Source organism: Corynebacterium kefirresidentii (genome assembly GCF_016599755.1).
GTDB lineage: Bacteria > Actinomycetota > Actinomycetes > Mycobacteriales > Mycobacteriaceae > Corynebacterium > Corynebacterium kefirresidentii.
Genome location: NZ_CP067012.1, coordinates 251,371 through 264,166, shown reverse-complemented (window position 1 = coordinate 264,166; position 12,796 = coordinate 251,371). Strand labels below are relative to the sequence as shown.

10 protein-coding genes and 3 rRNA genes are annotated in these 12,796 nt (G+C 54.1%); 3 read left to right on the top strand and 10 right to left on the bottom strand.

Going from position 1 to position 12,796, the window contains the following annotated elements; all coding sequences use genetic code 11:
* Positions 1-25: 25 nt before the first annotated feature.
* The gene (locus I6I12_RS01580) at positions 26-1,189 is read right to left on the bottom strand and encodes a sensor histidine kinase (protein WP_200288529.1); all 1,164 of its coding nucleotides are present in this window, start codon (positions 1,187-1,189) and stop codon (positions 26-28) included.
* Between I6I12_RS01580 and I6I12_RS01575 the strand changes: the two genes are divergently transcribed.
* Positions 1,188-1,724 carry a DUF2020 domain-containing protein gene (locus I6I12_RS01575; protein WP_200288528.1) on the top strand — a complete coding sequence of 179 codons (537 nt, stop codon included), beginning with the start codon at positions 1,188-1,190 and terminating at the stop codon, positions 1,722-1,724. The genes I6I12_RS01580 and I6I12_RS01575 overlap by 2 nt on opposite strands.
* Here I6I12_RS01575 and I6I12_RS01570 read toward each other — a convergent pair.
* Positions 1,721-1,873, bottom strand: coding sequence for a hypothetical protein (locus I6I12_RS01570; protein WP_200288527.1), 153 nt, complete (start codon positions 1,871-1,873; stop codon positions 1,721-1,723). The genes I6I12_RS01575 and I6I12_RS01570 overlap by 4 nt on opposite strands.
* Positions 1,873-2,535, bottom strand: coding sequence for a class E sortase (locus I6I12_RS01565; RefSeq protein WP_200288526.1), 663 nt, complete (start codon positions 2,533-2,535; stop codon positions 1,873-1,875). The genes I6I12_RS01570 and I6I12_RS01565 overlap by 1 nt, the downstream gene beginning before the upstream one ends.
* A gap of 33 nt (positions 2,536-2,568) precedes the next feature.
* Between I6I12_RS01565 and yidC the strand changes: the two genes are divergently transcribed.
* The gene (gene yidC, locus I6I12_RS01560) at positions 2,569-3,513 is read left to right on the top strand and encodes a membrane protein insertase YidC (protein WP_023020117.1); all 945 of its coding nucleotides are present in this window, start codon (positions 2,569-2,571) and stop codon (positions 3,511-3,513) included.
* On the opposite strand, the gene I6I12_RS01555 is transcribed toward yidC, so the two are convergent.
* The 4 genes from I6I12_RS01555 to I6I12_RS01540 all read right to left on the bottom strand — a co-directional run bounded on the left by I6I12_RS01555 (position 3,470) and on the right by I6I12_RS01540 (position 5,608).
* Positions 3,470-4,078 (bottom strand): TetR/AcrR family transcriptional regulator, encoded by a 609-nt coding sequence (locus tag I6I12_RS01555; RefSeq protein WP_023020118.1) that lies wholly within the window; start codon positions 4,076-4,078, stop codon positions 3,470-3,472. The two genes, yidC and I6I12_RS01555, sit on opposite strands and share 44 nt — an antisense overlap.
* Before the next feature lie 78 nt (positions 4,079-4,156).
* The gene (locus tag I6I12_RS01550; RefSeq protein WP_005327014.1) at positions 4,157-4,405 is read right to left on the bottom strand and encodes a GlsB/YeaQ/YmgE family stress response membrane protein; all 249 of its coding nucleotides are present in this window, start codon (positions 4,403-4,405) and stop codon (positions 4,157-4,159) included.
* A 118-nt stretch (positions 4,406-4,523) separates the two neighbouring features.
* Complete coding sequence (locus I6I12_RS01545) at positions 4,524-5,423, bottom strand: universal stress protein (RefSeq protein WP_200288525.1); 900 nt, start codon at positions 5,421-5,423, stop codon at positions 4,524-4,526.
* A 41-nt stretch (positions 5,424-5,464) separates the two neighbouring features.
* Positions 5,465-5,608 (bottom strand): hypothetical protein, encoded by a 144-nt coding sequence (locus I6I12_RS01540; RefSeq protein ID WP_023020120.1) that lies wholly within the window; start codon positions 5,606-5,608, stop codon positions 5,465-5,467.
* Between I6I12_RS01540 and I6I12_RS01535 the strand changes: the two genes are divergently transcribed.
* Complete coding sequence (locus I6I12_RS01535; protein ID WP_375545483.1) at positions 5,589-6,599, top strand: pseudouridine synthase; 1,011 nt, start codon at positions 5,589-5,591, stop codon at positions 6,597-6,599. The two genes, I6I12_RS01540 and I6I12_RS01535, sit on opposite strands and share 20 nt — an antisense overlap.
* Before the next feature lie 330 nt (positions 6,600-6,929).
* Here the strand turns inward: I6I12_RS01535 and rrf are convergent.
* From rrf to I6I12_RS01520, 3 genes are all read right to left on the bottom strand, one after another.
* A 5S ribosomal RNA gene (gene rrf, locus I6I12_RS01530) occupies positions 6,930-7,047 on the bottom strand.
* 146 nt (positions 7,048-7,193) lie between these two features.
* Positions 7,194-10,260: ribosomal RNA gene (locus I6I12_RS01525) — 23S ribosomal RNA — on the bottom strand.
* Between the two features lie 469 nt (positions 10,261-10,729).
* Positions 10,730-12,247: ribosomal RNA gene (locus I6I12_RS01520) — 16S ribosomal RNA — on the bottom strand.
* Together the 16S, 23S and 5S rRNA genes form the textbook arrangement of a ribosomal RNA operon.
* Between the last annotated feature and the right edge of the window lie 549 nt (positions 12,248-12,796).

The window sequence follows — 12,796 nt, the reverse complement described above, 5'->3', positions numbered from 1 at the left end:
ATCGATGTCATTGTCAACCAAAAGTTTAATCTACTCGGCTGTTTAAGGGCATACTAGCTGACACAGCAGTGCCCTCCCCCGGCGCGGATTCAATAATGACCTCCCCGCCTAGCTCCTGCGCGCGGCGCCTGATTGCGGCCAGACCAATATGTCCCAGCCCTGCAGGGGTACTCTCCACCGCGGCCGGATCAAAGCCCTTGCCATTATCCACCACGTCCAGGCGCACCTCATCGCCCTCATAGGTCACCGTAATCCGGGCGCGGCTCGCCCCTGCATGCTTGACGACGTTCCCCACAGCCCCCTGCGCAATCCGCAATAACGCCGCCTCTACCTTCATGGGCAACTGTTGTACTTCACCTTCGGATTCCACCTCTACGTGGATGTCTCCAGTAGCACCAAAGTTCTCCGCCATGCGGGTCAACGCCGCCTCAAGGGAAGCCTCATTGAGCGTTGGCGGCTGCAAGGCCGCAATCATCGCCCGAGCCTCGTGTAGATTATCCGCGGCCGTCCTTCGGGCCAATTCGATGCGCTCTCGCGCCTTGTCCACGTCCTGCTTATCCAAATCGCGGTCCGCCGAATGCAAAAGCATTTGAATAGAAGACAGCCCTTGGGCAAGGGTGTCATGAATCTCGTGCGCAATGCGCTGACGCTCGGCCACCATGCCAGCATCGCGCTCCGTGGCAGCTAGCTGCGACCGAGTTTCTATCAGCTCCTTATTCATCCGTGATAGCGTACGGAAGGCGTAGGTAATCGCTATCGTCACCAGCGCCGAGACCGCCGGCCCCATCACCCCACCAAAGGTCAGCCCCTGCGGAATCTGCACCACCACCGTGATGATTGAGGCGCCAATGACGCACACGATGCCCGCTGCCATATCCAGTACCGTGAGGTATAAGAAGAACATGGCGAAGACCAAATAGATTGCCGCTGGGGCCACGAATAAGTCCGCCACCCACAGCACCGATAGGATGCATAACCACAAGTAGCGCACCGGCCTAGCCCAGTTCTCCCCGTACACCGAGCCCGCGAAATATACCGCCGCAAAACCCACCAAGAGCAGCAGGTTAATAATCGCTTGCGAAAGCGGCATCCGCGCGGAGGTAAAAATGCCTACCACCAGCAGGCCAGCGGTCAAGATGTGGATACCGCTACGCAGCGCATCGGTATCCCGGTCTATTGTGGAGCTCATGCGCAAAAGCCTACTGTCCCTTCTCGCTCTAGCCACCTTTGGGATCGCCGGCTGCGATTCATCGGCACCCACCCCCGCGCCAACCAGCACAGTAGCTCCGGGATCCGCGGAAGCCCCGGAGGTTAACGTCTCTCAGACCGCGGAGGTCAATGACTGGAGCGATTGCCCCTATATCGGCCCCGGCTGGCTAGAAGAAACCAACGGCCAGCGCCTGACCAAACAGGGCATCGACACGCGCTTTCCCACCCCAGCCTGCGTATTCTGGTCTTATCAGGACGACCCGCAAGCCACCGTCATCGTGCGGGATATGCCCACGGCCGAAGACGCTCGCGCCGCAGTGGATTGGGCCGCACCTATCGACGCCACTGAACCCGCCTCTTTTGACGGTTGGGAAGGCGGCCGGGGCGTGGTCGATGAACACGCCGTATACGCCGTGCAGAAGGACACGCACGCGGTGCTGGTATGGAGCAACCAGCAACAAACGGTTAAATCAGAGCAGATCGCCCACGAGGCGATTGCGAACTTAGGCCTTTAGACCGCGACATCGTTATACGGCATCATTGGCGACAGCCACGGGAATACAACCTCCATCAGCAGGAAGAAAACTCCCACCGCAATGGCGATGGCCAAGATGATCTTTACCGGTGTCGGCCCCGGCAAAAAATTCCATAAAGCGCGATACATTATTTCTCCTCCTTTTCTACTTCCATAGCGTGCACAATCATGCGCTCCGCATTGGAAAATTGCGGGTGGCATGTGGTCAGGGTAAGGATCTCGCGATTCGGCGCGGCGTCAGACTCTGGTACTGGGTTGGTCACTGAGACATCGCCAGGCGTTGTAATATGCCGGCCAACCACGTGGGAATACTCCGGCGGTATTCCGTTAAAGCAATCCGCCTGCTCTCCATCAATGGGCAGTACGCGATAGGTGATTCGCTCCGTTTGCGTCTCCACCACGATGTCATCGCAGGTCTCCAGCTTGCCTAGATCATTAAAGGGAGCCCCCTTGCCCACGCGGTGGCCGGCAACGGCAAAGTTTCCCATCTCCCCCGGCATCTGGGAATCTACGTAGCGACCAGGACCGCGGAGCAGATCATCTTCATTGGTGCCCTCAATGATGGCGAAGTGATAGTCAGAACCAAAGGTGGGAATGTAGAGCTGGGCGAATGCCTCGCCCAATTCCGGCTCCATCTTCTGGCGTGGGTTCCTCCATTGCTCTTCAAGATCGGCACTCGCCTCTTCTTGCAACTGCCCGGATTCTACATTTGTCCAATAGGCTTCATAGAATGCAAAGAGTAAAAGAACCACGCCAATGGTTAGCATGAGTTCCCCAAGAACTTTAGTCATGCCTTAGACCATACTGCCCATGAAAGGTTAAGTATGTACGAAGTCTTCATGTACCCGGTTTCTGGAATCATGAAATTCTGGCACTGGATCGTCAGCAGCTTCGTCAGTGAATCCACAGCTTGGCTGATCTCGATCATTCTGCTCGTTATCACCGTGCGTGGCGTCGTTGTCCCCCTGAACTGGATTTCCGTACGTTCCGCCCGTATCGGCGCACTCATCCGCCCAGAAAACAACCGCATCAAAAAGCAGATGAACAACGCCACCACTACCGAGGAAATGGTGGAGCTCATGCAAGAGGAAAAGAACCTCATGAAGAGCTACAACTATAACCCTGCAGCGGGCTGTTTTCCCCCACTCATCATGATCCCGGCCTTCATCGGCCTCTACCAGGTGCTCCTGCGCATGTCTAATATCGAGCGCGGCTCCACCACCGTGGGAATGCTGAATGCCTCCGATGTGTCGGCCTTCCGCCAAACTACCTTCTACGGCGCCCCGTTGACGGATTTCGCCCGCGAACACGGCGACCTCATCAACCCCATCTTGATAGCCGCTATTACCTTTACCATGGCTAATTCTGTTATTTCTCTGGTGCGCAGCTTCCGCACCACTCAGTTTGATCAAAAGGTCAACCGTCGCGTCTTCATCATCATGGGCTTTTTGCTCTTAGTCATCCCATTCTTCCTATGGCACTTGGCCCAAACCGGACCAATCCCGGTAGCAATCATTCTCTACTGGGGCTGCGCGTATCTCTTCACGCTGATCCAAACCGCCATGTTTGAGATCATTTTGCACCGCGACTACCCACTTACTGAGGACGTTCATACTATGCGCCGAGACAGCATCCGCCGCTGGCGCAAGCGCGAAAAAGAACCCGCCCTCTCCAAGGAAGAGAAGAAGCGGGTCAACCGGCTACGTATGGAGGCACGAAAGTATCTTAAATCGAATAATCAGCAGGGGGAGCAGAAAGCATCTGAGTAGCCAGTTCGCGAGCCGTCTGCAGCGGCCCAATCTCCTTGGTGAGCCGAGCGCCGGCGCGACCACCATCCAAGAAGATCAAAAGCTGGCTCGCCTGCGAAGAGGATGGGTACCCATTGCGCTCAGTCAACAATGCCGTCAAGGTAGAGTGCACCCAGTTACGGTGCTCAATACATGCAGCCACGATCCCGTGCTCAGCTTCAGTTTCTGGTCGCGGGTATTCTCCGGCCGCATTCAAAAAGTGGGATCCGCGGAAATCCTGCTTGGGTTCTTCCTCAATCGCTTTATCAAAAAAGGCCAGGATCTTTTGATCCGGATCCGTCATCTCCGCAGTGCGCTGCTCCCAATCCTGGCGGAACTTCTCGTCCAAAGCTTCCACATAGGCGATTACGAGCGCATCCTTGGAACCAAATAAGGAGTACAAAGAAGCCTTAGCTACATCCGCCTCACGCAGGATACGGTCAATTCCGATGACACGAATGCCCTCGGTAGTAAAGAGCTTGGTCGCCGATTCCAGCAGCCGACTACGCGGGCTGGGCCGATTACGACGCGACTTCTTTTCTGCCATGGTTTCCTCTCTAAAACGACAAAGCCGGTTCATCTATACCTTATAGACAAACCGGTTTGTACGCGAATTAGATTCGGGCTACTTCTTAATGAGCCCCACGATCCACAACAGGATACAAGCACCACCGGTAGCAGCAATCAAGGAGAAGATCCATCCGCCTTCCTCAATGTTCAGGAAGTGGATAATCATTCCGCCGATAATGCCGCCCAGCACACCAACAATAAGGTTGGTCAACAAGCCGTGGTCGCGCTTCATAATCTTTTCTGCCAGCCAGCCAGCAATAATACCGATAACAATCGAGCTAATAAGCCCCAAACCCAAATTCATGCAATCCTCCTAAATTAGCGGGTACACCCCAATGTACACGAGCGAACCTACCCAAGGGGGTACGCAACAACAAAGGCGCTCCGCCCATATGAGCGGAGCGCCTTATACTCAGTAGCTTTTAGTTGTCCTCATCCGGGCGAACAACCATCATCGGGCATGGTGCGGACTGCAGCAATGCGCGGGAGGTCGAGCCCAAGAGCATACCCTTAAAGCCGCCGCGGCCATGGGAGCCCACAACCAGAAGCTGCGCACCTTCTGCGGCTTCGGTCAAAGCGCTCACTGGACGATCTCGGGCGATAAGCTGCTTGACCTCTACGTCTGGGTACTCCTCGCGCGGCTCCTTGAGGTTTTCAGCCAGCAGCTCGCTCTGCTCCTTCTCGATATCAGCCCACTCAGACTGGGCGGCCGAAAGACCAGCCAAGGAAGCCTGTACCTGCATATCCATCCAGGTGTGAACCGCAATCAAAGCGGCGCCACGAGCCTGCGCCTCACGGAATGCATAAGCAGTGGCCTTCTGCGAAACCTCAGAGCCATCCACACCGACCACGACAGGACCGTACTTGGTGGAGTCCGTAACGTGATTATCTTCGCGAACGACGACCACTGGGCAAGAAGCGTGGGAGACAACCGAAGCGGAGACAGAGCCCATCACCATGCCAGACAATCCACCCATGCCGCGGGAGCCCATAACGATCATGGTGACATCATGCGACATTTCCAGCAGCATATCGATCGGGGAGCCCTCAGCCACCGTGTGACCAATCTTCAGCTCTGGGGCAACCTCATGAGCGATAGCGCGGGCCTCTTCGATTTTTTCCAGCGTCTCGGCCTGCAAGTCATCGAAAAGTTCCTTCGGCGGTACCATGCCCTCTGCGTACAAGAACTGCGGCATGGTGTAGCTCGATGCAATTCGAAGAGGAATCTCGCGCTTCATAGCCGTATTTGCGGCCCAGCGGACTGCATTCTTGGATGCTTCCGAACCGTCAACGGCAACGACTACAATGTCTTCCTTGGCCATGATGTGTCCTTTCCGTGGTTATACCTTAATTATAGTACGGATTAGGCTTGAGGGTTGATGGTTGCGGCCTCAGAATTCGACGGGAACATAACGGTGTAAACAAATTCCAAGACGGTGCGAATTACGGCGCCGATACCTTCAGAGAAAAAGGCAACAACCGGTTCAATGAGAGAGTTAAAATCCATGGACAAAACCTTAATACATCGCAGAAAGGGTTTCACGCCTTTACCGATTAAAGACGGCCTAAACCCAACCCGCGTGCGCACCCCTGAGGCAAACATAACCGCCTGGGATTTTCTTAGTGCAGTAATCTCGGCACAACGCCACCGGCATCCTCACGATGACGCCGCCGCGCTCCAAGCGCGCTTTGACTCCGGCGAGGTGGTCCTACGCAACCAAACCCAGCTCCGCCCGGAATCCGTCTTGCGCCAAGATGAGGACGTCTTTTTCTACCGCATGCCGGGACCCGAGATACCGGTGCCTTATGACATCCCCGTTCTCTATGAAGATGAACACATTCTCATCGCCGATAAGCCACCGTTCATGGCCACCATGCCACGGGCCCGACATATCGTCCAGACCGCTACAGTCCAGCTGCGGCGAATGACCGGAAACAACGAACTTGCACCAGCACACCGCCTAGACAGACTTACATCCGGAATCTTGCTATTTACCAAACACCGTGAGGTGCGCGGGGCCTACCAAACGCTTTTCGCTGAAAAGAAAGTCTCAAAAACCTATCAAGCGATCGCCAAATACCAGCGCTTTCCGACGCCCCTCCAATGGTCCTCGCACCTTACCAAGACCCCCGGCGAAATCCAGGGCCGAATCGGCGACGGTCCCCCTAACGCATTCACCACACTCACTTCAGTCGAGCAAATAGACAACACCCCTTATGAAAAAATCCACGGCTACCTGCCACAATTGGGAAAGTACACGCTACAACCAACCACGGGTAAGACCCATCAATTGCGTCTCCATATGTGGCAAGCAGGCGTACCCATCGTGGGCGACCCGGTCTACCCAGAGATTTTTCCCGAAGACGCAGAGGACATGCGTATTCCTATGCACCTAACGGCAACGCGCATCGAATTCACCGATCCCCTTAGTGAAAAGCCGCGCGAGTTTGAGTCCGCCCTGCCCCTATATACACACCGTCTCATCGATTTTCAGTAGCACAAGCCCGGTACGCCGAGCCTCGTGCTACCGGCTTCTCGGTGGCCTTGGTTGAAACCGTTGGCTGCTACAGGATAGGCAATGCGGTGATAGTAAAAATAGTTCAATAGCCCGCGAATACATAGACAGCGCGGGGCGCCCTTGCCACGTTGGGGCCGGTGACAAGATGTGAGTCCGCCCAGACTCTCCCCTCCATAGCCTTCAGCCGTACTCTTGGCTTTGCAGATGAGGCCTTCCACCGGCCGGGAGGGCTGGTAAAACGCAAAAAGAAGAGGGCGGTGGTATACCGTCCTCTTCTTTGTTGTATTTTGTTGTGTTTTTGTTGTTTGGTGTCGGCGGTGACTTACTCTCCCACAACCTCCCGGTTGCAGTACCATCAGCGTGTGCAGGCTTAGCTTCCGGGTTCGGAATGGGACCGGGCGTTTCCCTGCAGCTATTGACCACCGACAAACATGCGAAGCACATACCCATCCTTCTTGGGTGCCCACCTAGGGTGGGTGTTGTGTCAGATACTGCATAGTGGACGCGGTCACGACAGTGACAAATTTGTTGTTTCTTGTTTTGTTGCTTTTTGCCAGCACACATAGTGTGTGTTGGTGTTTGTTGTGGTCAATTAGTACCAGTAGCCTTCACACCTTACAGTGCGTCCAGGTCTGGCCTATCTACCCTATCGTCTTTAGGGGACCTTAACGAAACCTCATCTTAAAACAGGCTTCCCGCTTAGATGCTTTCAGCGGTTATCCCTTCCGTACGTAGCCAACCAGCGATACCCCTGGCGGGATAACTGGCACACTAGAGGTACGTCCGTCCCGGTCCTCTCGTACTAGGGACAGCTTTCTTCAAGTTTCAACGCGCGCGGCGGATAGAGACCGAACTGTCTCACGACGTTCTGAACCCAGCTCGCGTGCCGCTTTAATGGGCGAACAGCCCAACCCTTGGGACCTACTCCAGCCCCAGGATGCGACGAGCCGACATCGAGGTGCCAAACCATCCCGTCGATATGGACTCTTGGGGAAGATCAGCCTGTTATCCCCGGGGTACCTTTTATCCGTTGAGCGACACCACATCCACAAGTAGGTGCCGGATCACTAGTCCCGACTTTCGTCCCTGCTCGACATGTCTGTCTCACAGTCAAGCTCCCTTGTGCACTTACACTCACCACCTGATTGCCAACCAGGCTGAGGGAACCTTTGGGCGCCTCCGTTACATTTTGGGAGGCAACCGCCCCAGTTAAACTACCCACCAGGCACTGTCCCCAACCCAGATCATGGGCCAAGGTTAGATGCTCAATCCGATCAGAGTGGTATTTCAACAACGACTCCACCACCACTAGCGTGATAGCTTCCAAGTCTCCCACCTATCCTACACAAACCGAACCAAACACCAATACCAAGCTATAGTGAAGGTCCCGGGGTCTTTTCGTCCTGCCGCGCGTAACGAGCATCTTTACTCGTAGTGCAATTTCACCGGGCCTGTGGTTGAGACAGCAGAGAAGTCGTTACGCCATTCGTGCAGGTCGGAACTTACCCGACAAGGAATTTCGCTACCTTAGGATGGTTATAGTTACCACCGCCGTTTACTGGGGCTTAAATTCTCAGCTTCGCCAACAAAGTTGACTAACCGGTCCTCTTAACCTTCCAGCACCGGGCAGGCGTCAGTCCATATACATCAACTTAACGTCTTCGCATGGACCTGTGTTTTTGATAAACAGTCGCTTCCCTCTATTCTCTGCGACCCCACAACGCTTAACACCGCAAGGATGCTCACATCGTAGGGCCCCCCTTCTCCCGAAGTTACGGGGGCATTTTGCCGAATTCCTTAACCACAGTTCACCCGAACGCCTTAGTATTTTCAACCTGACCACCTGTGTCGGTTTAGGGTACGGGCCATACACACACATCGCTAGAGGCTTTTCTCGACAGTACAGGATCACCACCATCAACCCCAATGGGTCTACGCATCACGCCTCAACCAAAATGTGCGGCGGATTTACCTACCACACGGTCTGCACGCTTACACCACCAATCCAATAAGTGGCGTGGCTACCTCACTGCGTCACCCCATCACTTGAACCACACATCAGGCCCCACGACATCAACACCACCAGACTTCAAAGAAGACCAGCAATGCATCCGCGGTGGTTAGTATCAGTGCTTTATCATGGGCGCGCATGTACGGGTACCAGAATATCAACTGGTTATCCATCGACTACGCCTGTCGGCCTCGCCTTAGGTCCCGACTCACCCTGGGAAGACGAACTTGACCCAGGAACCCTTAGTCATCCGGCGGATAGGATTCTCACCTATCAATTCGTTACTCATGCCTGCATTCTCACTCGCACACAGTCCACGCCTCCTTACGGTAACGCTTCAACCCATGCACGACGCTCCCCTACCCAACAAAAAAATTGTTGCCGCGGCTTCGGCGGTGTACTTGAGCCCCACTACATTGTCGGCGCAGAACCACTCGACCAGTGAGCTATTACGCACTCTTTCAAGGATGGCTGCTTCTAAGCCAACCTCCTGGCTGTCTTCGCGATCCCACATCCTTTTCCACTTAGTACACCCTTAGGGGCCTTAACCGGCGATCTGGGCTGTTTCCCTCTCGACTATGAAGCTTATCCCCCACAGTCTCACTGCCGTACAACACAATTAGTGGCATTCGGAGTTTGGCTGACATTGCTAAGATTGTAGTCCCGCTCAACCAACCAGTCGCTCTACCTCCACCAAGCTATAATACGACGCTGCACCTAAATGCATTTCGGGGAGAACCAGCTATCACGGAGTTTGATTGGCCTTTCACCCCTACCCACAGCTCATCCCCGCAGTTTTCAACCTACGTGGGTTCGCGCCTCCACAACCTCTTACAGCTGCTTCACACTGGCCATGGGTAGATCACCCCGCTTCGGGTCCAGGACATGCCACTTGACACCCCATTAGGATTCGGTTTCCCTACGGCTACCCCACACGGGTTAACCTCGCGACATGCCGCTGACTCGCAGGCTCATTCTTCAAAAGGCACGCCATCACACACACGGTGCTCTGACGGATTGTAAGCACATGGTTTCAGGAACTATTTCACTCCCCTCCCGGGGTACTTTTCACCATTCCCTCACGGTACTCATACACTATCGGTCACACTGAGTATTTAGGCTTACCGGGTGGTCCCGGCAGATTCACAGCAGATTCCACGAGCCCGCTGCTACTCGGGCAACCCAACAACCCACACATCATCATCTTCAGCTACAGGACTCTCACCTACTCCGGCAGGCCATTCCAAACCACTTCACCTAACAACAATGCGCAAGCACGATGATGGTAGTCACCGCACATCAGGGCCCACAACACCGCACACACAACCCCTACCAGGTATCACATGCACACGGTTTAGCCTCATCCACGTTCGTTCGCCACTACTAGCAGAATCATTATTATTTTCTTCTCCTACGGGTACTGAGATGTTTCACTTCCCCGCGTAAACCCCCACAACAGCTATGAATTCACTGAAGGGTAACCCCACATAACCAGGGCCAGGTTTCCCCATTCGGACATCCTCGGATCAACGCTTAATTGACAACTCCCCGAGGCTTAACGCAGCCTTTCACGTCCTTCATCGGCTCAGCATGCCAAGGCATCCACCATGCGCCCTTAATAACGAACACACAAACCACCACACACAAAAAGCGCGGGCGGCCACACAAGTGAACTTGACAAAATAAACACAAAAAAGAAATCACACAAACACACACAACACACCACACACAAAGCGCAGCACGTCATACGTGTTTAATGCTCGCGTCCACTATACAGTTCTCACACAACACCCCAACCATCAACCAGCACACACACTGTGTCCACCAGTCATATGGTCAGGCACCAAAAAAAGGGGATAATGCCCCAGACACCCAACAATGCACCAACATACAAACAAATACTTTTTTCAAACTGTGCACGACACTGTGTGTCACAAAGCGCCATTCAAACACTCGGTCTTTGTCTTAAAGGTGTATCTTCCACCCGGAAATTTTCAAACAAATAACGTTGGCAGCATGACACTCGCACACTCAACCAACACCCACCACAAAGTGGCAGGACAAGGCACAACTGTGCCCGAATAATAAAGCTCCTTAGAAAGGAGGTGATCCACCCGCACCTTCCGGTACGGGTACCTTGTTACGACTTCGTCCCAATCGCCGATCCCACCTTCGACGGCTCCCTAACAAGTTTGGGCCACCGGCTTCGGGTGTTACCAACTTTCATGACGTGACGGGCGGTGTGTACAAGGCCCGGGAACGTATTCACCGCAGCGTTGCTGATCTGCGATTACTAGCGACTCCGACTTCATGGGGTCGAGTTGCAGACCCCAATCCGAACTAAGGCCGGCTTTCAGCGATTCGCTCCACCTCACAGTGTCGCTGCGCGTTGTACCGACCATTGTAGCATGTGTGAAGCCCTGGACATAAGGGGCATGATGATTTGACGTCATCCCCACCTTCCTCCGAGTTGACCCCGGCAGTCTCTCATGAGTCCCCAACCAAATGCTGGCAACATAAGACAAGGGTTGCGCTCGTTGCGGGACTTAACCCAACATCTCACGACACGAGCTGACGACAACCATGCACCACCTGTACACCAGCCACAAAGGGAAAGACTATCTCTAGCCCGATCCGGTGTATGTCAAGCCCAGGTAAGGTTCTTCGCGTTGCATCGAATTAATCCACATGCTCCGCCGCTTGTGCGGGCCCCCGTCAATTCCTTTGAGTTTTAGCCTTGCGGCCGTACTCCCCAGGCGGGGCGCTTAATGCGTTAGCTACGGCACGAAAGTCGTGAAAAGACCCTCACACCTAGCGCCCACCGTTTACGGCATGGACTACCAGGGTATCTAATCCTGTTCGCTACCCATGCTTTCGCTCCTCAGCGTCAGTAACTGCCCAGTAACCTGCCTTCGCCATCGGTGTTCCTCCTGATATCTGCGCATTTCACCGCTACACCAGGAATTCCAGTTACCCCTACAGTACTCAAGTTATGCCCGTATCGCCTGCACGCCCGGAGTTAAGCCCCGGAATTTCACAGACGACGCGACAAACCACCTACGAGCCCTTTACGCCCAGTAATTCCGGACAACGCTCGCACCCTACGTATTACCGCGGCTGCTGGCACGTAGTTAGCCGGTGCTTCTTATCTAGGTACCGTCACAAAAAGCTTCGTCCCTAGCGAAAGGAGTTTACAACCCGAAGGCCGTCATCCCCCACGCGGCGTCGCTGCATCAGGCTTGCGCCCATTGTGCAATATTCCCCACTGCTGCCTCCCGTAGGAGTCTGGGCCGTATCTCAGTCCCAATGTGGCCGTCCACCCTCTCAGGCCGGCTACCCGTCGCCGCCTTGGTAGGCCATTACCCCACCAACAAGCTGATAGGCCGCGAGCTCATCCTACACCGAAAAAACTTTCCAACCATCACACTAAAAATGGCTCCTATCCGGTATTAGACCCAGTTTCCCAGGCTTATCCCGAAGTGCAGGGCAGATCACCCACGTGTTACTCACCCGTTCGCCACTCGAGTACCCTGCAAGCAGGGCCTTTCCGTTCGACTTGCATGTGTTAAGCACGCCGCCAGCGTTCGTCCTGAGCCAGGATCAAACTCTCCACAAAAAAATTTCAGAACAAATCCGAAACAGGCCGTGAAAAGCCCGAAACCCAACAAAAGAACAAACCACCACAAACCACACAAAATGCAGCTCATGCTGGCGTCCAAAAAATTACTACAAAGAAAAAATAAACAGTCCCCTCAACCCGACGGGGTCAAAAAGAGGAAACCAAAAAAGGTAAACACAATCACATGCCAACCAATCCATCTCAATGCAGCCGAAACACCAAACAGCATTCAAAAAGGTACGTGTTCCACATACCCAACCGGCACACACCAACCAACAAACCACTAAGCCTGCTGGCAGACAAACCAATCAACACACAACCATGCACACAAAAAATAAAAAGTACATTGGCACACTATTGAGTTCTCAAACATCACCACCACACAACAACGACACACTTGCGTGTGTAGCTCGTCGTGAGCGAAAAATTTATTTTGTCAGGGCCTGTTTTCCTATCGCCGCTTCAGCCAGGAACTTTCTTGTTCCTGTGGGGCGCTGTCGGTCGCGCTGACTCGTATTAAGTTACACAGCGACTCAAACAAACACA

Excerpts from the sequence above, each read along its gene's own strand:
- I6I12_RS01575 (WP_200288528.1), top strand. The coding sequence starts at position 1,188 with ATGCGCAAAAGCCTACTGTCCCTTCTCGCTCTAGCCACCTTTGGGATC.
- I6I12_RS01580 (WP_200288529.1), bottom strand. The coding sequence starts at position 1,189 with ATGAGCTCCACAATAGACCGGGATACCGATGCGCTGCGTAGCGGTATC.
- I6I12_RS01570 (WP_200288527.1), bottom strand. The coding sequence starts at position 1,873 with ATGTATCGCGCTTTATGGAATTTTTTGCCGGGGCCGACACCGGTAAAG.
- I6I12_RS01565 (WP_200288526.1), bottom strand. The coding sequence starts at position 2,535 with ATGACTAAAGTTCTTGGGGAACTCATGCTAACCATTGGCGTGGTTCTT.
- yidC (WP_023020117.1), top strand. The coding sequence starts at position 2,569 with ATGTACGAAGTCTTCATGTACCCGGTTTCTGGAATCATGAAATTCTGG.
- I6I12_RS01555 (WP_023020118.1), bottom strand. The coding sequence starts at position 4,078 with ATGGCAGAAAAGAAGTCGCGTCGTAATCGGCCCAGCCCGCGTAGTCGG.
- I6I12_RS01550 (WP_005327014.1), bottom strand. The coding sequence starts at position 4,405 with ATGAATTTGGGTTTGGGGCTTATTAGCTCGATTGTTATCGGTATTATT.
- I6I12_RS01545 (WP_200288525.1), bottom strand. The coding sequence starts at position 5,423 with ATGGCCAAGGAAGACATTGTAGTCGTTGCCGTTGACGGTTCGGAAGCA.
- I6I12_RS01535 (WP_375545483.1), top strand. The coding sequence starts at position 5,589 with ATGAGAGAGTTAAAATCCATGGACAAAACCTTAATACATCGCAGAAAG.
- I6I12_RS01540 (WP_023020120.1), bottom strand. The coding sequence starts at position 5,608 with ATGGATTTTAACTCTCTCATTGAACCGGTTGTTGCCTTTTTCTCTGAA.